This is a genomic window from Rhodanobacter sp. 7MK24 (assembly GCF_014842995.1).
Taxonomy (GTDB): Bacteria; Pseudomonadota; Gammaproteobacteria; order Xanthomonadales; family Rhodanobacteraceae; genus Rhodanobacter_A.
In genome coordinates, this window is sequence record NZ_JACYXL010000006.1 from 211,746 (window position 1) to 230,604 (window position 18,859).

Genomic DNA, 18,859 nt, shown 5'->3' on the forward strand with positions numbered 1-18,859 from the left:
TATAGAGAGAGGATCAAGCCTGCGTGCAGAGCACGGACGCTTGCGAAGCGCGGTGCCCGCGCAGCGCCCAGGCTGCCAAGGCGATGCCGACGACGGTCATCAAGGCCGCGATCCACGGCAGTGTGGCGAGGCCCGCGCCGCGCGCCACCGCTTCGCTGCCCAGCCACGCGCCCAACGCGTTGGCGAGGTTGAAGGCGCCGATGTTGAGGCTGGAGGCGAGGCTCGGGGCAGCGGAGGCGCGGCGCAGTATCCACATCTGCAACGGCGCCACGGTGGCGAACATCGCCATGCCGAGCAGGCCGGTGAACAGCACCATTGTCCAGCGTGCGTGCATCGCGAAGCCGAACACCACCAGCACCACGGCCAGCGCTGCCAGCGTGCCGACCAGGGCGTTGGAAAGGCTGCGGTCGGCCAACTTGCCGCCCAGCGGATTGCCGATGGCCATGCCAAGACCGAACACCAGCAGGACCGGCGACACCATCGCACCGCCAAAGCCGGTGACACGGGTGAGCAGCGGCTGGATGAAGGTATAGACCACGAACACGCCGGCGAAGCCGAACACCGTGGTGGCGAGGCCGACCAGCACCGGCGCGCCCGCGATGGCGCGCAGTTCCGTGCCCAGCGACACCGGTGCGGTGTCGTCGTGCGTGTTCGGAAGCAGCATGGCCAGCGCCGCCATCGCCAGCATGCCGATCGCGGTGATCGCCCAGAACGCTGCGTGCCAGCCAAAGTGCAGGCCCAGCCACGCGCATGCCGGCACGCCGATCAGTGTGGCCAGTGCGAGGCCGTTGAACATGGTGGCGATGGCCGAGGCCTTGCGTTGTTCCGGCACCAGCGAGGTGGCGACCACCGAGCCCACGCCGAAGAAGGTGCCGTGCGCCAGCGAAGCGAGCACGCGTGCAGCCATCAGCGCGACGTAGCTGGTCGCCACTGCGCAGGCGAGGTTGCCCAGGGTGAAGATCGCCATCAGCCCCAGCAGCACGGCCTTGCGTGGCAGCCTGCGCGTGGCCAGCGTGATCGCCGGCGCACCCACGAACACGCCGAAGGCGTAGCCGGAGATCAGCAGGCCGGCGCTGGCAATGCTCACGCCCAGGCTGGCCGATACCTGCTGCAGCAGGCCCATGATGACGAATTCGGTGGTGCCGATGCCGAAAGCGCCGACGGCCAGCGCATACAACGCCGGTGGAGTGCGACTGGGGGTCATGAAGAGGATTCCGCGCGATGGAGTGCGTGCAGTCTGGGTGCTTGCACTGTCAGCGGAAACCACCAAAATGGCGATTCATTTTCAATGAATTATTGAAAGCTATGGATCGCCTCGACGACCTCGTTTTGTTTCTGCGCGTGCTGGACCAGGGCTCGATCAGCGCCGCCGCGCGCAGCCTCGATCTCTCGGTGGCCGTCGCTAGCCAGCGGTTGCAGCGGCTGGAACGCGGGCTGGGCGTACGCCTGCTGCAGCGGACTACGCGCAGCCTGCACCCCACCGCGGAAGGCCGCCTGCTCGCCGAGCAGGGGCGGGCGCTGGTGGAGGATCTCGATGCGCTCACCGCGGGCCTGAGCCAGAGCGCCGGCGATGTGACCGGCACGCTGCGCGTGACCATGTCGGCCGCGTTTGCCCGCGAATACATCTCGGCGCTGCTGCCCGAGTTCCTGGCGCGCCACCCGAAGCTGCGCCTGTTCGCCCATCTCAGCGACGAGATGGTGGACGTGGTGGGCGCGGGTTACGACCTCGCCATCCGCATCGGTGCCTTGAACGATTCCAGCCTGGTGGCGCGCAAGCTGGCCGCCAACCGGCGCGTGCTGTGCGCCTCGCCGGATTACCTGCGCCGGTACGGCCGCCCGCGCACGCTCGCTGAGTTGGCGCGGCATGAATGCGTGTTGCTGTCGGGCCAGGACGTATGGCGTTTCACCGACCGCCGCGGGCGCGAACATGCAGTGCGCGTACAGGGGCGCTTCGAGACCACGCTGGGCGAAGCGGTGCGGGATGCGGCACTGGCCGGGCAAGGCATTGCCGTGCATTCGCTGTGGCATGTGCACGAGGCACTGGCCGCGGGTCGGCTGGAAGTGGTGCTGCCGGAGTACACGCTGCCCGAAAGCGGTATCTGGGCAGTGACGCCGCAACGCCGGCTGGTGCCGCCACGCGTGCGTGCGTTCACCGAGTTCCTGCTCGAAAAGCTGGGCGATCCGCCACCATGGGAGCGCGGCGTGGCGGCGGTGAAACGCAAGGCGCGCGTGCGCGGCGGCTGACGACGGGCATGAAAAACGGCGCGCCGCTTCGCAGCGACGCGCCGTTCCTGTGGAGGGGGATCAGGCCTTAGAAGCCTTGTAACGCTCCACGCCAGCGCTGATCTCGGCCTTCGCCTCATCGGCGCCGACCCAGCCGTCGATCTTCACCCACTTGCCCTTCTCCAGGTCCTTGTAGTGCTCGAAGAAGTGGCCGATGCGCTCCAGCCAGTGCGGCGACACGCCCTTGATGTCGCTGATGTGCGCGTAGCCCGGGAACACCTTGGGCGAGGGAATCACGAGCAGCTTCTCGTCGCTGCCGGCCTCGTCGGTCATCTTCAGCATGCCGACCGGATGGCAGCGGATCACCGAGCCCACGGTCAGTGGCAGAGGCAGGATCACCAATGCGTCCAGCGGATCGCCGTCGCCGCCCAGCGTGCCCGGCACATAGCCGTAATTGCACGGGTAGCGCATCGGCGTCGACAGGATGCGGTCGACGAAGATCGCACCCGACTCCTTGTCCACTTCGTACTTGACCGGCTCGGCATCCTTGGGGATTTCGATGATGACGTTGATTTCGTCCGGCACGTTGCGGCCAGCGGGAACCAGGTGCAGACCCATGGGGATGTCCTTGCGCGATATAGGAGAAAGATGGCCCGCAAGGATACGGCAAAACGCTGCTGCGATGCAGCAGCGAAGGCTGAACAACAAGCCCGGCAGGCCTGCCGTTTCCCTCCGCGGGAGGGCTTTGCGCTGTTCCGTGCGCTACCTGGTTTGTCCTGCGTGCACCAGGACGATAAACGCAGGCTTTCCATTTCCAGTCACGGCATGACGTTGCCATGGCGCCCAGCGCTTGGGTGAGAGCTGTTGGCTAACCCTCGACGCAGGCTATCCATGGTTGTGGCGGATTGAGCTTTGGTCTTTCTCTGACCACTGGCATCCTTCCCTTCGCGCTTTGGGTCAGCTTTGCCCTTCGTCACCGTTTCTGTGGTGACGTGGGCCAGCGAAGAGAAGGAATTCGGACACAGGCAGGCGATCAAGGCCGTTGGGCAACTGGTGATGGCAAGATCGAAGACGCCAGGAGAGCAAGTTCTCAAACCTGGCGTGCATCCATGTCATCCAGGCACTGCCCGAACAGCTGCATGGCTTCGCGCAATGTGGTGACCGATAGCCCGCAATAGCCCAGTAGCAGCCCAGGGCGCGCCGGAGGGTCGAGGTAGTGCGGGGTCATCGAGTACAGGCCCAGTCCGCGTCCCTGCGCAAGCTCGATAAGGGCCTCGGCGCGGGCGTGGTCGTAGCCGCGCAGCCAGGCCACCACATGCATGCCGGCGGGGGAGCCTCCTATCTCCACGCGATCTCCCGCGTAGCGGTGCAGCCCTTCGATCAAGGCGTCGCGCCGCGCCTGCAGTTCCTTGCGGGCAAGGCGCAGATGGCGTTCAAAGCCGCCATCCTCCATGAAGTGTGCCAGCGCAGCCTGTTCGATGCCGGGGCTAGCGACGTCGCTCAGGTACTTGGCATTGACGAAGTCATCGACGAGCGCTGCCGGCAGCACCATGTAGGCCATCCGAAGGGTGCCGAACAATACCTTGGAGAAAGTGCCCACATAGATCACGCGGTCGCCTTTGTCGAGCGAGCGCAAGGCTGCCAGCGGATGGGCGGTGTAGCGAAACTCCCCGTCGTAATCGTCCTCGAGGATCCAGCATTGGTGCTTCTCGGCATAGCGCAACAGTTCCAGCCTGCGCGGCAGCGAAAGCACCGCGCCGGTTGGGAATTGGTGCGAGGGCGTCACGCAGACAAGGCTGGGTGATATCTGCGGCAGTTCATTGCAGACCAGCCCTTCGTCATCGGTGCGCACGGGGCATATCCGGGCGCCGTGCGCGACCAGTGCCTGGTGCATGCTGAAATAGTGCGGCTCCTCCAGCACCACCGCATCGCCCTCATCCAGCAGCACGCGTGCTGCGATGGTCACGGCCTGCTGGGTCCCGGCGACAACCATCACCTGCTCTGGCGAAATCCGCACGCCACGGCGGCGCGCGAGGTAGTCGCATATCTGCTTGCGCAAGGCCGGCAGGCCTTGCACATGGGTGATCTGGGGCGGGGTATAGATAGCCGCCCGTGCCAATTCACGCCCCCAGATGCCATTCAGCGCAGGATTGATCTGCGAGTGGCCATACTGCAACTCGTAGCGAAGCCCGCGGTGCTTCGTGGCGATACCGGGAGTACGCACCGTCCGCGCACGCTGCGCGTAGCGCGAAGGCGATTCGATCGACGGTGTCGCAGGCAGCAGCGGCGGATGGGTCTGCAACGATGCCACATAACTTCCCGATCCGGTGTGCCCCTCGATGAAGCCTTCCGCCCGCAGTTGCTCGTACGCTGAAAGTACGGTGGTGCGCGACAGTTCCAGCTCGCGGGCGAGTTCGCGCGTGGGAGGCAGGCGAGTGCCGGTCCCGAGGCGGCCGTCGAGGACGGCACTCCGGAGCGCCCGGGCCAGCTGCGCGTAGTGCGGGCCATGACCGTCGAGTTCGAGGAACATGTCAGCGCTTTCGGAGAGCAGCTCCGCAATATCTGTGGCCATGGGGAAGTTGCGCCTGCAGTATACGATTGACCTCATTGGAGCGACGCCGGGAAATGTGCAATCGATCTGCGCGGGCATCACGCGTTGGGCGAGCACTGGCCCGAAAGGCCCAGTTGCCGCAATAAATCGCGCAGCGGATCCAGCAGGGCGCCGTAGCGGGCCCCACGAGCGGTGTTCGATTGCAGTGGCTGCCGCACCTGGGCGGCGCTGGCCGTGCTGCGCACGGCGCGAGCGGTTTTGTGGAATTCCAGGCAGGCCGGTTCGAAGGGCAGGCGGCAGAACTCGAGCAGCTCGCGGATTTTCCCCGCGGGATCCGCCAGCATGTCTTCGTAGACATGATCGTGGCAGCGCCCGGGGAAGCGCTGTTGCCAGAACCGGCTGATGCGGTCGTATCCGGCGTAGTAGTGGGCGATGGACTCGAAGTCGTAGCTGAAGGCGGCGCCATCGCCGAACAACTGGCGATAGCAAGCGAAGCAGGTTTCCAGCGGGTCGCGTCGAGTATTTACGACAAGGGCGCCTGGCAGCATCGCCAGCACCGGTCCGATCAGCGACCAGTTGCCAAGGTTCTTGTCAGTAAACCTGGGCTTGTCCTTGCGCCAATGCGCGGTGCGTTTCAGGTACTCGCAACCGAGGCGGTGCCAGTCTTCGGCCGTGGCCAGGGGGGCCCACTCGGCCAGGGCCTGATGCCTGCGGCCGGATTCACCCCGAAGCACGGCGGACAGATCCGGTATTTCATTGGCCCCCTCCACCTGGGAGTGAGAGGCAAGAATGTGTTCGGTGAGTGTCGAACCCGAGCGCGGCAGGCAGGCGATGAAGATGACCTCGCTGCCGAGGTTCGGGTCCACGACAGGGGGCAGCGGCGCGGAAAATGCCTTGATGAGGCTGTCGACGCGCAACTGCTCGCCCTCGATATCCCACGAGGTGAGGCGACGCTTGATGGCGCTGGCCGCCTGCAGGGCGTGGAAAGAGGCGGCCAGATCATTCTGGTCCTCAAGCGACTTGGCCAGCGCGTAACCAAGCCACACGCGGTCGTCGGCGGAGAGGTTCGGGCGATCCAGCAACTGCCTGATGTGTTGAACCTCGGCGTCGTCGAGCTTCACCGTCTTGAGATTGACCAGGGAGTACCACGCCCTGGCGTGGCTTGGGTGGTCCCTCAGGACATCGCGGTAAAGACCGATGGCTTCCGCAATGTCGCCCAAGCCGTTCAGCACGTTGGCCAAGGTCATGCGTGTCATGACGTGCGATGGATCAAGCGCCATGGCACGTTCCAGTGTCTGTTCGGCGGTTGCCAGCATGTGTGCGGCAATGGTGCGGGATGCGTCGGGCAGCAAGTCGTTCACCCGCATGTCGATGGGATCCATGGCGAGTGCGTGGCCGAATCCTCTGCGAACCGGGACGGTGGAGAGTCGCCTTTGCCGGCACGCAAAGGGAAAATCACCCGAAACTGAAGCTATAGATTTGCAAGCCTTTTGCAGGGATATGGAGCTTCAGCAGATGGCTGCCATCGGCGCTGCTCTCGAACAGGGTGTAGAGGCGACTGCCCTGCACGGTGACGGGTGGCTGAGGTTTGCCATCGATGGTTACTTCCAGCGTGATGGGCGTGTTCGCGTTGGCGACCATGTGTAGCTTGGTTGCCTTGAATCGAAGCTCGACATTTCCTTGCGAGCCGGCTAGCTCCGCGCATTCGTCCGTAATCCGCCATATACCGCTCAAGGCGTAGTGGTTGGGTTCGGGTTGCCCCGCCGAGAAATGGCGCAGGCCCTTGCTGCCGTCTTCGGAGCTGTCCAAGCCGGTTTGGGCCGCGGTGCCCAGCAGCATTTCCGGTGAGTCGCCATCGGCGGGGATGCCGCTGGCGGGTTCGGCGCCGGATAGCGTGTTCAGTCCCAACAGCATGCGTATCGCGTTTTCCATGCGCTGGTAATTGCCTTCGCCGTACTGGTGGCCGATCAGCTGGCCGTTCCGGTCGAACAGGTATTCGGCAGGCCAGTACTGGTTGTGCCAGGCCGACCAAGTTGCGTGCTCGCTGTCCATAGCGACCGGAAAGGTGATGCCCAGTTGCTGTACGGCGGCGGTTACGTCGGAAGGATTCTTCTCGAAATCGAATTCCGGTGCATGCACGCCGACCACCATCAGACCCTTATCCTTGTAGGTTTCGTACAGGTGCTCGACGTGCGGCAGTTCGCGCACGCAGTTGATGCACGAATAAGCCCAGAAATCGACCAGCACCACCTTGCCGTGCAGGCCGGCCATGGTCAGCGGCGGCGAGTTGATCCAGTGGTCGATGCCGGTAAATTCCTGGGCGGCGGCAATCCGGGCCGTGACGACGCCGCATGACAGAAGCAGCAGGAAGGCCAAGGAGCGTACTGGCAGCTTCACGGAGATACCCCCTTTGTGAACGATGTATAGGTATCACACAACGCGCCGGCGGGATGCGAGTCGGCGCGCTGCTTGATGCAGAACGGTGCCCGGTCTCGGTCAGTAGTCGTAGGTAATGCCGAATTGCAGGTAACGCGGCGCCTCCATGCCGAGCGGGGACAGGTAGTCGGGCGCTGGCCCCGGGCTGCCGGCCCCCGCCACGGAGTACTGCGACGACCCGTACAGGGCGTTGTACTGCGTGACTTTCTGCTCGTTGAACACGTTGTGGATCTGTAACTGGAAGTCCAGCCGGTTCTTGGCGAACGCCGGACGGTAATCCAGCTGCAGGTCCAACTGATGCGTCCATGGCGTGAAGCCGGTGGTGCCCGGCACAGCCGGTACCCCACCGCACCAGTGGAAGGCGTTTCCGTAGCCCTGGTAGTTGGTCTGCTGCGGACCGTACCAGCCCAGGCAGGATACCGGCGTACCCGAGGCGATGCGGTAGACGGCGCCGACCATCCACTCCGGGCTGATCTTGTACGAGCCGTAGATGCGCAACTGGTGCTTCTGGTCGTTGGCCTGGTCACCATTGGCGTACTGCATGATCTGCCAGTAGTCCCACTGCTCGGTAGCCGACTGCGAGCTGCCGCCCTGGCCGATGTTCGACTGCACCGGACCCTCGGTGTCGCCGTAGCTGCGCGAGAACACGTAGTCGATCTTGCCGTACCACTTGCCGTCGAACACGTGTTCCAGGTACATGTCGAGCGAGTAGTAGTCGCGCTTCAGCGTCGGGTAGTTGAAGGCGGATCCCGGCATGGTGATCTTCGCATAGCCGCCCGAGGTGGTCGGGACGGTAATGACGGCGGTGCTGCCCGGGTTGATCAGAACGCTGCCGCTGAGCTTGGACAGGTTGATACTCACGCCCTGTTGCTGGGCCAAGGTGAGAAGCTCGGAGTCGTCGGAATTGATTCCGGCATAGGCCGTCGGATCGAAGTCGTCGATCACCCGGCCCAGCTTGTTCACGATGCCGGTGACGCCGTACACCCAGCTCTGGTCCAACATCGTGAACTGCTGCTGCATGCCCAGCACGAACTGGTCCTGGTACTCTGCCTTGAGGGTGCTGGACGTCACCGTCTTGGGGTTGATCACACTGCCGTTTTCGTTGTTGACGACATAGACGTTGCCATTGGCGCCGGTAGTACAACCACCATTAGCGCAAAGTCCCACCTGCGCCGGCGTCACGCCCTGCGGCGTGCCGTCGGCATTGACACCGGTATAGGTGAAGAAAGTCTCCGTATACGTCGGGGCGGCGGCCTCGCGCAGCGCCACCGAGGCAGGCATCGCCAGGTAGTAGCGGCCAGCGTTGCCGAACACCTTCATGCTGGAGTCGCCGAACACATCCCAGCTGAAGCCGAGGCGCGGTGCCCACTGCGCCTTGGTCAGGCGCAGGTAGGCTTGGCCCTCCGGATTGAAGTTGGTGAACTGGTCATTGCGCAGGCCGAGGTTCAGCAGCAGGTTGGGCGTCACTTGCCAGTTGTCCTGGACGTACTGCGCACGCTGCCTGACCACCAGCGACGGAGTGAGGTCCTGGAGGCGGTACTGGAACACATAGCCGGGGCCGTATATCCAGGCGTAGCCGTTGCCGCTCTGGTGACCCGGACCGGTCATCTCCGCGCCATCCATGCGATCCACGCTGTTGTCGTTGTCGATGCCGAACTGCAGGTCGTGGTTGCCCAGCTTCCAGTCCAGGTCGATGCGCAGGTTGCGCGATTCCGCCGTATGGTTCGGATTGCTGACGCTATTATTGATGTTGGAGTTGGTGCAGCCATGGCTGCACGGCGCACCGACCTCCTGCGACGCGTTAAGGATGCTGGGCAGGTCGGCGTCGTAGTCCGGACCGAACGCGGTGTAGTACTTGCTGCTCATCTTGCCGTAGAGGAAGTTCAGCGTCAGGTCGTCGGTGATGTACGAGGTGTATTTGGCGATCCAGACATCGAAGCTGTTCTTCTGTTCCAGGCCGTAGCTCGCGAAGGCGCCTTTCGTGTACTGATTGTTGTCGTAGCTGTAGTCGTAGTAGCTGCCCGGATCCCGGGTCCACCCGTTGTAGATGTTGGTCAGCGACAGGATATTGCTGTCGTTGATGTTCCAGTCCAGCTTGGCGTAATACTTTGGCTGGCTCTGGCGCTGGCTATAACCTTCGCCGGCGGTGACATTGTTCACTGCGTTGTTCAGCTGCGTCTTGTCGGCTTCGGCGCCCAGGAAGAAGAACAGCTTGTCCTGGATCAGCGGACCGCTGACGTACGCGTCGTAGACGGCGTTCCATTGGTTGGTGTCGGCCGCCTTGTTGGGCTGGAACATCTGACCCGGGGCTTCGTTCGCCTGGTAAACGCCCGTGCCACCCGCACGTGTAAAGGTGTAGTTCGGATTGCCGTAGTACCAGTTGTCGTAGCCGCTCTGCGCAAACGCTGGCGCCCACAACACCTGACCGCCGAAGTGCCAGTCGTTGGTGCCGCTCTTGCCGATCTGGCTGATCACGCCGCCGGCCGAACGGCCGTACTGCGCGCCGTAGCCGCTGGTGAGCACTTGCTGCTGGTCGATGACGCCATAGGGCAGTGCGATACCACCGGTGTTGCTGAGCGGGTCGGAGGTGTTGAAGCCGTTGATGTAGTAGGCATTTTCGACGATGGACGAACCGCCGAATGAGAGCGGCGAACCTCCTGTGGGGCTGCTGCCCATGAAGGAGGCGGCACCCTGGATGGTGCCCGGTGCCAGCAGGGCGATGGCCTCGGCACTCCGCGCCAGCGGCAATTCGGTCAGCTGCTTGGAGGTGATGGTGAGATTCTGGGTTGTCGAGGTCACGTCGATCGTGGGCAACGCGTTCGCGGTCACGGTCACGGTACTCAACGACTTGGCGTTCGGGCTGCCGGCTTGCATGAAGTCGGCTTCGGATGCGCCACCGGCGGCCGGACTGACGTTGTTGCGCGACTGCACCACGGCACCGTTCTGGAGCAGGTTCACCGTGTAGTTGCCGACCGGCACCGTCAACGAGTAGTGGCCGGTGTTGTCGACCGCCACGGTGCGGTTGAAGCCCGAACCGCCGGTGACCTGCACGGTCGCGCCGGACGTGGGCGCGCTACCGAAAATGGTGCCGGTGGTGGCCTGTGCGTGGGCAGGCGCAAGCGCCGTCGCTCCATATAGTCCCAGCACGGCGGTGATGGTTGCGCTCAATGCCGAGCGGGTCATCCGGTGGCTTCGGCTGTTCAGTTCGATGTGTTTGCTGCTTTGCATGCCACGCTCTCCCGATGTGATTGCCTAACCCGGGCATCTGGTGTTGCCCGGACGAAATTTCGTGTTTCCCATCAAAACCGGTGCGCTCATTGCCGCTTGCGTCGCTTGCCTGTCGGGTGCTGGAACAGCCACGGTGCGTTAGCCGATCAGCGACTTCCTGCTGCAGAAGTAACCGCCGAGCATGGAATGCAGCGCGACCACGCGGTCTGCATTGCCAGGGCCACTGGCGTGGCCCAGTACGTGATAGATCTGAGCCAGCGAGTCGGCGCGTTGGGTCGGGTTGAGCGAGCCGCCGACCAGCCCGATGTAGGACTGGAGCACGCGGAATGCCGCCGCCAACAGATTCGGGTCGACGGCAATGTGCACTTCCGCGTCAACCGGCGTGACATCGTCAGCGGGTGCAGCGGGAGCTGCCCGCTCCATGGATGTACGGATAGAGTCGTCCGCCTCATGCATCGAGCCTTCGCCGGCGACCAGCCAGCGAAGGGAAATGCCGAGCGTCCGTGCGACGATGATGCAATGTTCGCGCGAGAGGTCGCCGCGGCCGCGGCACCAGTCGCGTACGGTGTCTTCCGAAAAGCCGCTGCGTTGGGCGATAGCAGCGGTGCTGCCCTCGATCCGGATCAGTAGCTGCATGCGTGCGACGAGGTCGTTCAAGCCGGAAGGAGGGATCGGTAGCGAGGACGCCCGCGCCGAGGTCGTGGTTTGTATGCTTGGGGAAATCGCTTCCGGAAGCCTGTCCAGGGCGGGCATGCGATCGCCCTTGCCGGCGAAATCGCGGGAATGGAAGTCACCGCCGGTGACGGGTTGAGCGGACTGCGCGTCGAGTTGGGGAATGGCTATCGGCATCAGATTGCTCCACGGAACGATCGAACGATGACCTCGTGTCTGGTGATCGGCTGAAGGAGCAAGCCCGCTGGCCAGACGCATGTGAGGAACTGCGTGTCGAGATGTCAACGATTCGTTACAAAAGCGTCTGATGGTCAAGCCTAGGCAGGCCGAATGCTTCGGTACACGACCAATTCACATGGAAAAATCGAAGCCAATTCATGAGCGCGCATATTCGCCGGCGTTGTTGCGCATGATGTTGCGATGAAAATCCGATCGCATATTCCCGCGATGAGAAACGCTGTTGCGCGCGCGAAGGAACATAGGAGTCCTATGCTTCCGGCCTTAAAAAATACGAGGAGATTGGCTATGGATGGAATGCGCGGCACTCTCTAGCCTGCATCCATCGGTGGATGCGCCAGCGCCGCATGGCATTGTGGCAAGGTAGCTTTTCCCCACCCTGCGGACGTGCCTCCCCAAGCGGTCCGCTGGGGTCTTTATGAGGTCATCGGAATCACGGTGCGCCATGTCCATCCCGTCGAGACTTCCAGTGGCTACCGTGACCCGTACGGCGACGTTATTGATCGGGGGCGCCGTTTTCGTGGGCACGCTGGACCTGATCTATGCGTGTGGGTATTGGAGATTGCTGCACGGAGTGCCTCCCGCCCGCATCATCCAGGTCATTGCATCGGGCGTGCTGGGAAGGCATTCCTTCGACGAAGGCGGTATCAGCGTGCTGCTCGGGCTGGTCCTGCAGTACGCGATCTCCTTCGTGATGGTATGGGCCTATTACATGGTCAGCGGTTGGATGCCTGCGCTGATCCGACGTGGCATATGGATTTACGGTGTCCTGTATGGCCTGTGGTTGTATGTGGCGATGAACGACATCGTGGTGCCGCTGTCCGCCGCGATGAAGGGATCGACCGTTCCCAGTTGGGTCGTCGGCAGCATTCTCGAGAGTGCCTTGTTGATCGGTCCGCTCATTGCCTGGATCGCGCGTCGCGCGCGAGTGGGCCCGCCGGGACGCGAAATGCAGCAACCGGCATGAGTCGCTCGCAGACCGGTCGGGGATATCGAGCGCGCGATTGTCATTGAACGCCAATTGGAAGTGGCGACGCGCAGGCTTCAATAGGGCTTTTCGCGGAGCCACTTGGTGGCGATCCACTTTTCTCCGCGCAGCACCGGCAGCCCGGCATGCAGCGAGCTGGCGTCACCGCTCTCGTAAGCGAAATAGACGGCCGAGCCGCGCAGGGCGGTCACAGTAAGGCCGACTTCGGGAAACGCGGTGCCGCCACCGGCTTCGGGCGTGTTGAGGTACATCACCACGCTGGCGATGCGCTGCCCGCCGCGTGCGGTGATGGTGGAGTAGCCGGGTTGGCCTGGGTCGAACCAGTCGTAGTGCGGCTGATACTCCTGGCCTGGCAGGTAATGCAGGATCTGCAGGCCCTCGCCATGGCTCATGGGGATGTCGAGAAGTTCCGCGATGCGTTGTTCGAGCTGTGCCACCAGCGGCAATTCGCCCAGCTTGAAGAACATGCCCACGCTGGTGCGACGTTGATCCACCTGTTGCCCGCCGCTCTCGTCCACGGTGAGCGCGCGCGCCAGGCGAGGGCGCGCCAGCGCGATCAGCTCGTCGCATTCCTCGCCCGTCAGCAGACCATCGAGCACGCGCAGCGCGGGCCTGTCCATGCTCAGCGCAATCTTCACCTCGCGGTCGCCGACCTTGGCCAGAGGTGCCTCTGGATGCCTGGTGCGATGCGCGAGCGGCGCCCCGGTATCCGCAAGCAAGGTGGCCAGCGGCACTTTCAGCACCTCGGCCACGCTGCTGCGGCTGTGCCGCGGATCGTAGCCATGCGACAGCATCAGTTCGACCACGGTCTGCGGGGCGTGTCCGGCGCGGCTGGTGGCGAGTATCCATTCGCGCAGTTCGGGGCTGATCGTGGGGCGTGTGTTCATGGGTGCGGGTGGAGCGGGGGAATTGGTCAAGCTTACTTCACCCGGTTTGGGTGGCATGAGCCGTCGGGAGCGCATTGTCCGCTGGCGTTTGTGGCCCTTAGACTGCAGCACCGCTGTACGGCTCGAGGGGAGAGTCCATGCGTCTGCTGTCAGTAGCGATCAGTTGCGTCTTGCTGCTTGCCGGTTGTTCGGGGGAGGCGGTTCAAAGGCCGGTCACGAATGCTGCGCCACCACCGCCACCATCGTCGTGGCCGCCCGCGCCACCGCCACCACCGGGGGCGCCGCCGCCGCCGCAATCGATAACGACTGTGGCCCCGGTTTATCCGGGATTCGAGGCCGTCTATGGCATACAAGGGACGGTCGTGTTGCTCATCCTGGTCGGCAAGGATGGAGACCCGCTCGATATCAGGGTCGACTACAGTTCCGGGTCACGTGGACTGGACAGGGCCGCCATTGCCGCGGCCACGCAGTGGCGGTTTTCCCCGGAAAGGAAGAACGGCATTGCGGTCGAAGGCTATGCGCGCGTACCGGTGACGTTCAACGAGCCGATGATCAAGGGCGATCCGGCGTGGACGCCGGCGTACCGCCATGCGCCCATCCAAATGGACGATGCGCCCATTCCCTATGCGACTGTCGTGCAAGCCGTCTCCGACGTGGCTGCGCGGGCCCATGCGCAGGTCTATGACAGCACGCACAAGCAATCCCATGTCTATGCGATTCGCGACAGCCAGAAGATCGTGCGCGAACTGTGGTATTTCACCGATATATCGACGGACCGGGCGATGGTGGTTCGCTACATTTTCACGGGAACCCCAGACAACCCGATAACGTTGGCGGCCACGCTTTGCAACAACGCCAGCCTGTGCAGGCAGCGTGAGTCATGGGTCAAGGCTGGCCCTTATACGAAGCGCGTGTCCACGGAATAGTCCGGCGCCTTGGACCGGCTGCCGTGGAACAAGACGGCGCGAGCCGCCCCAGAGGCGGCTCGCGTGTTCCATGACGGGACGGCTTACTGCAACTTGTCCCACAGGAAGTCGTACACCATCGCATGCATGTGTGCCGACTGTTTGTTGTCCGCGCCGGCTCCGTGGCCGCCTTCGAGGTTCTCGTAGAACCACACGTTGGGGATGCCCATGCCTTCCATCTTGGCGGCCATCTTGCGCGCCTGTGCCGGGCCTACGCGGTCGTCGCTGGTGGTGGTGTAGAACAGCACCGGCGGGTAGTGCGTCTCCTTGTGCAGGTTCTGGTAGGGCGAGAAGGACTTGATGAAGTCCCACTGCTTCGGATCGTCCGGGTTGCCGTATTCGGCGATCCATGACGCGCCGGCATCGAGGTGGATGTAGCGCTTCATGTCGAGCAGCGGCACCTCGCAGGCGATCGCGCCGAACAGCTGCGGGTACTGGGTGAGCATGTTGCCCATAAGCAGGCCGCCGTTGCTGCCGCCCTCGGTGCCAAGGTGCTTAGCGGTGGTGACGCCGCGCTTCACCAGGTCTTCCGCCACCGCGGCGAAGTCCTGGTAGGCCTTCGGCCGGTTGGCCTGCAACGCAGCCTGGTGCCACGCCGGGCCGTATTCGCCGCCGCCGCGGATGTTGGCGATGACGTAGACGCCGCCGCGATCCAGCCAGGCACGGCCGATGCTGCCGCTGTAGAACGGCTGCAGCGAGACCTCGAAGCCGCCGTAGCCGTACAGCAAGGTGCGGTTCGAGCCGTCGAGTTTCATGTTCTTCGGTGCGATCTCGAAATAGGGCACGCGGGTGCCGTCCTTCGAGATGACGAAGTGCTGGCTCACGTTGAACTTGGACGCGTCGAAGAAGGCAGGCTGATGCTTGATCGTTTCGACCTCGCCTTGGCCAAGCACGCCGCGTTCCAGCGTAGTCGGGGTAAGGAAGCCGGTGATGGCGAGCCAGTATTCGTCGCTGTGATCGGGGTCGGTATCGACCACTTCCACTGTGCTCATCGCCGGCGCGCCCGGCATGGCCTCGCGCCGCCAGTCGCCGGCGGTTGCGGGATTTTCGGGGGGAGTCAGCACTTCCATCCGGCTTTTCACGTCGTCCAGTACGTCGAGAATCAGATGGTGCTGCGTCCATGCGTAGTTGGAGAGTGCGGTGTGCGCATCGGGCTTGAACAGCACGGTGAAGGCGCGCTTGCCGGCCATGAAGTCATCGAACTTCGTGGCGACCAGCGAGCCATTGGGATAGGTGGTTCCACCCACCGTCCACGGCGCGCGCAGTGTCACCAGCAGCCATTCGCGATGCGCATCGGCGCTGGCGTCGCTGGGGATGTCGAGCTTCACCAGCTTGCCGTTCTTGCGCAGGAAGGTTTCGCTGTGGAAGAAGTCGGCGGCCACCTGCACGAAGTCGCGTTCGAAGCCGGGCGTGAGGTCGCGGTACGCGCTCACCGCGAGGTCGTCGGGCTTGCCCGCGTATACCTCGGTGGCGCTCGCGAGCGGCGTGCCGCGCCTCCATTCCTTGGCGATGCGAGGATAGCTGGACTTGGTCATCGAGCCGGGGCCGAAGTCGGTGCCGACGTAGATGTGGTCCTGATCGACCCAGCCCACCTGGGTTTTGGCGATCGGCAGTTCGAAGCCGCCTTTCACGAAGGACTTGGTGGTGGTGTCGAACTCGCGCACCGCCACCGCATCGCCGCCGTCGGGCGACAACGAGAGCAGGCAGCGCGTATACGCGGGCCTCAGGCATTGCGCGCCCTTGAACACCCAGCGCTTGCCTTCGGTCTTGTTGAGCGCATCCACGTCCAGCACGATGTCCCACTTGGGATCGGCCTTGCGGTATTCGGCCAATGTGGTGCGGCGCCAGAGGCCGCGCGGGTGATCCTTGTCCTGCCAGAAGTTGTAGAGCCAGTCGCCCATGCGCTCGATCATGGGAATGCGCGCATTGGAATCCAGCACTTCAAGGATCTGGTTGCGGGTGCGGTCGAACTCCGCGGAGCTGGCGAAGGCCTTCTCGGTGATCGCGTTCTGCGCCTTCACCCAATCCATCGCACGTGCATCGTGGGTGGCTTCCAGCCAGAGATAGGGATCGTCGCTGCCGGCGGGCTGGTCGGTAGCCTGGGCCGTGCCCGTGCCGCTCACAGTGATGCCCAGCGCAAGCGCGAGCCAGAGGGATGTCTTGGACGTCATGGAAGCTCCTTGGGGTGCGGCGAAAGACTTGGCGATTGTCGGCGTTTGGTGTGCTTGTCATTTCGGCGCAGGCCGGAATCCAGTGGCCGTATCGCCTGAACGTGCGTGATCGCCACTGGGTCCCGGCCTGCGCCGGGATGACGGGCATTTGCCAAAGTGTGATGGCGCGGTGTTGCGCATGCCTGTGGCTGAAGTCAGGTGTCCGAAATGCGACAGGCCCCGCGAACGGGGCCTGTCGTCGTGCCGGGTGGTTCAATGCAGCAGCGGGATGATCAGCAGCGCCACGATATTGATGATCTTGATCAACGGGTTCACCGCGGGGCCGGCGGTGTCCTTGTAGGGGTCGCCCACGGTGTCGCCGGTCACGGCGGCCTTGTGCGCTTCCGAACCCTTGCCACCGTGGTGGCCATCCTCGATGTACTTCTTGGCGTTGTCCCACGCGCCGCCGCCGGTGGTCATCGAGATCGCCACGAACAGGCCGGTGACGATGGTGCCGATCAGCACGCCGCCCAGCGCCTTCGGCCCCAGCAGCAGGCCCACCACGATAGGCACGACCACCGGCAGCAGTGAAGGCACGATCATCTCCCGGATCGCCGAGCGGGTGAGCATGTCCACCGCCTTGTCGTACTGCGGTTTGCCGGTGCCGTCCATGATGCCGATGATGTCGCGGAACTGGCGGCGCACTTCCTCCACCACGGCGCCCGCGGCACGACCCACTGCTTCCATCGCCATCGCGCCGAACAGGTAGGGGATCAGGCCGCCGATCAGCAGGCCGATGATCACCATGTGATCGGAGAGATCGAAGGTGTAGGTCGTATCCGGATGGTTCACCGCGAGGTTGTGCGTGTAGTCGGCGAACAGAACGAGTGCGGCAAGAGCTGCCGAGCCGATGGCATAGCCCTTGGTCACCGCCTTGGTGGTGTTGCCCACCGCGTCCAGCGGGTCGGTGACGCCGCGCACCTCCGGCGGCAGGTCGGCCATCTCGGCGATGCCGCCGGCGTTGTCGGTAATCGGCCCGTAGGCGTCCAGCGCCACAATCATGCCGGCCATCGACAGCATCGAGGTCGCTGCGATGGCGATGCCGTACAGGCCGCCGTGCTCGTAGGCGCCCCAGATGGCAATGCAGATCGCCACTACCGGCAGGCCGGTGGCCTTCATCGACACGCCCAGGCCGGCGATGATGTTGGTGCCGTGCCCGGTGGTGGAGGCCTGCGCGATGTGCTTGACCGGCTTGTAGTTGGTGCCGGTGTAGTACTCGGTGATCCACACGATGGCGCCGGTGAGCACCAGCCCGATCAGCGCGCAGAACCACAGGTTCAGGGCGCCGTAGCTGAAGCCGCCCATCAACTGCATGGTGATCGGGTAGAACGCGATGGCCGCCAGCACGCCCGACACCGCCACACCCTTGTACAGCGCGCCCATGATCGAGCCGCCGGGCTTCACGCGCACGAACAGCGTGCCAATGATCGAGGCGATGATGGACACCGCACCCAGCAGCAGCGGATACAGCACGGCAGTGCTGCCCGCATTGGTCAGCGTGAGGCCGCCCAGCAGCATGGTGGCGATCACTGTCACCGCGTAGGTCTCGAACAGGTCGGCAGCCATGCCCGCGCAGTCGCCCACGTTGTCGCCCACGTTGTCGGCGATCACCGCCGGATTGCGCGGGTCGTCTTCGGGGATGCCGGCCTCCACCTTGCCCACGAGGTCGGCGCCCACGTCCGCACCCTTGGTGAAGATGCCGCCGCCGAGGCGGGCGAAGATCGAGATCAGCGAGCTGCCGAAGGCCAGGCCCACCAGAGCGTGCAATGCGTCTTCGCTGGCCACGCCGCTGCGGTCGAGGATCAGCCAGTAACCGGCTACGCCCAGCAACGCCAGGCCCACGACCAGCATGCCGGTGATGGCGCCGCCGCGGAATGCCACGTCCATCGCCGGGCCCAGGCCTTGCCGTGCCGCTTCGGCGGTGCGCACGTTGGCGCGCACCGACACGTTCATGCCGATGTAGCCGGCTGCGCCTGACAGCACCGCGCCAATCAGGAACCCGCCCGCGGTGGCCCAGGAAAGGAAGAAACCGATCAGCAGGAACAACACTGCGCCTACCAGGGCAATCGTGCCGTACTGGCGATTGAGGTAAGCGCGTGCGCCTACCTGGATCGCCGTGGCGATTTCCTGCATCCGTGCATTGCCCGGCGAGCGCGCGAGAACCCAGCGTGCCGACAAGGCGCCATACAAAACTGCCACCACCGCACACGCGAGCACGATCCACCAGCCAAACTGCTGCAGCATCGGAGCCTCCCCATGGTTGTAATGGCCGTCCGGAACGGGCGGTCGAGGGGAGTATAGGCAGAGCCTTGTGTACAACCCGTTGTGCGGCGCAGCGCGCAGCGAGGCGGTGCGTGTGGACGGTTTGCGCCAAGGCTATGAAGTCGCGGTGTCGGATTGTCCCTACGTGCGGAGTGTGACGTTGCGACATCGACATGCGCACGTGGCACGACATGCCGCTG

General features: G+C 64.0%; 13 protein-coding genes. 3 read left to right on the forward strand and 10 right to left on the reverse strand.

Features of this window, described 5'->3' with window-relative positions; all coding sequences use genetic code 11:
* Positions 1 to 13: 13 nt before the first annotated feature.
* Positions 14 to 1,204, reverse strand: a complete 1,191-nt coding sequence (locus tag IHE49_RS12000; protein WP_192158137.1) for an MFS transporter — start codon at positions 1,202 to 1,204, stop codon at positions 14 to 16.
* A gap of 101 nt (positions 1,205 to 1,305) precedes the next feature.
* On the opposite strand from IHE49_RS12000, the gene IHE49_RS12005 reads away from it, so the two are divergent.
* Positions 1,306 to 2,244 (forward strand): LysR family transcriptional regulator, encoded by a 939-nt coding sequence (locus IHE49_RS12005; RefSeq protein WP_192158139.1) that lies wholly within the window; start codon positions 1,306 to 1,308, stop codon positions 2,242 to 2,244.
* Positions 2,245 to 2,304: 60 nt separating this feature from the next.
* On the opposite strand, the gene ppa is transcribed toward IHE49_RS12005, so the two are convergent.
* From ppa to IHE49_RS12035, 6 genes are all read right to left on the reverse strand, one after another.
* On the reverse strand, positions 2,305 to 2,841 hold the full coding sequence (gene ppa / locus IHE49_RS12010) for an inorganic diphosphatase (protein ID WP_192158141.1): 537 nt from the start codon (positions 2,839 to 2,841) through the stop codon (positions 2,305 to 2,307).
* Positions 2,842 to 3,313: 472 nt separating this feature from the next.
* A complete protein-coding gene (locus IHE49_RS12015) occupies positions 3,314 to 4,873 on the reverse strand; it encodes a PLP-dependent aminotransferase family protein (protein WP_225578399.1) in 1,560 nt (519 codons plus the stop codon).
* The gene (locus tag IHE49_RS12020) at positions 4,873 to 6,156 is read right to left on the reverse strand and encodes a sulfotransferase (protein WP_192158143.1); all 1,284 of its coding nucleotides are present in this window, start codon (positions 6,154 to 6,156) and stop codon (positions 4,873 to 4,875) included. Before IHE49_RS12020 ends, IHE49_RS12015 begins: the two co-directional genes overlap by 1 nt.
* A 73-nt stretch (positions 6,157 to 6,229) precedes the next feature.
* On the reverse strand, positions 6,230 to 7,171 hold the full coding sequence (locus IHE49_RS12025) for a redoxin family protein (RefSeq protein ID WP_192158145.1): 942 nt from the start codon (positions 7,169 to 7,171) through the stop codon (positions 6,230 to 6,232).
* Between the two features lie 99 nt (positions 7,172 to 7,270).
* Positions 7,271 to 10,438, reverse strand: a complete 3,168-nt coding sequence (locus IHE49_RS12030; RefSeq protein WP_192158147.1) for a TonB-dependent receptor — start codon at positions 10,436 to 10,438, stop codon at positions 7,271 to 7,273.
* Between the two features lie 138 nt (positions 10,439 to 10,576).
* Positions 10,577 to 11,368 carry a helix-turn-helix domain-containing protein gene (locus IHE49_RS12035; protein ID WP_192158149.1) on the reverse strand — a complete coding sequence of 264 codons (792 nt, stop codon included), beginning with the start codon at positions 11,366 to 11,368 and terminating at the stop codon, positions 10,577 to 10,579.
* Positions 11,369 to 11,792: 424 nt separating this feature from the next.
* Here IHE49_RS12035 and IHE49_RS12040 point away from each other — a divergent pair, with 424 nt between their 5' ends.
* Positions 11,793 to 12,314 (forward strand): hypothetical protein, encoded by a 522-nt coding sequence (locus IHE49_RS12040; protein WP_192158151.1) that lies wholly within the window; start codon positions 11,793 to 11,795, stop codon positions 12,312 to 12,314.
* A gap of 77 nt (positions 12,315 to 12,391) precedes the next feature.
* Here the strand turns inward: IHE49_RS12040 and IHE49_RS12045 are convergent, their stop codons facing one another.
* A complete protein-coding gene (locus IHE49_RS12045; protein ID WP_192158153.1) occupies positions 12,392 to 13,222 on the reverse strand; it encodes a 2OG-Fe(II) oxygenase in 831 nt (276 codons plus the stop codon).
* A 137-nt stretch (positions 13,223 to 13,359) separates the two neighbouring features.
* On the opposite strand from IHE49_RS12045, the gene IHE49_RS12050 reads away from it, so the two are divergent.
* Positions 13,360 to 14,148, forward strand: a complete 789-nt coding sequence (locus IHE49_RS12050) for an energy transducer TonB (RefSeq protein ID WP_192158155.1) — start codon at positions 13,360 to 13,362, stop codon at positions 14,146 to 14,148.
* An 83-nt stretch (positions 14,149 to 14,231) separates the two neighbouring features.
* Here the strand turns inward: IHE49_RS12050 and IHE49_RS12055 are convergent, their stop codons facing one another.
* A complete protein-coding gene (locus IHE49_RS12055; protein WP_192158157.1) occupies positions 14,232 to 16,358 on the reverse strand; it encodes a prolyl oligopeptidase family serine peptidase in 2,127 nt (708 codons plus the stop codon).
* Between the two features lie 252 nt (positions 16,359 to 16,610).
* A complete protein-coding gene (locus IHE49_RS12060; RefSeq protein ID WP_192158159.1) occupies positions 16,611 to 18,641 on the reverse strand; it encodes a sodium-translocating pyrophosphatase in 2,031 nt (676 codons plus the stop codon).
* Positions 18,642 to 18,859 lie beyond the last annotated feature (218 nt).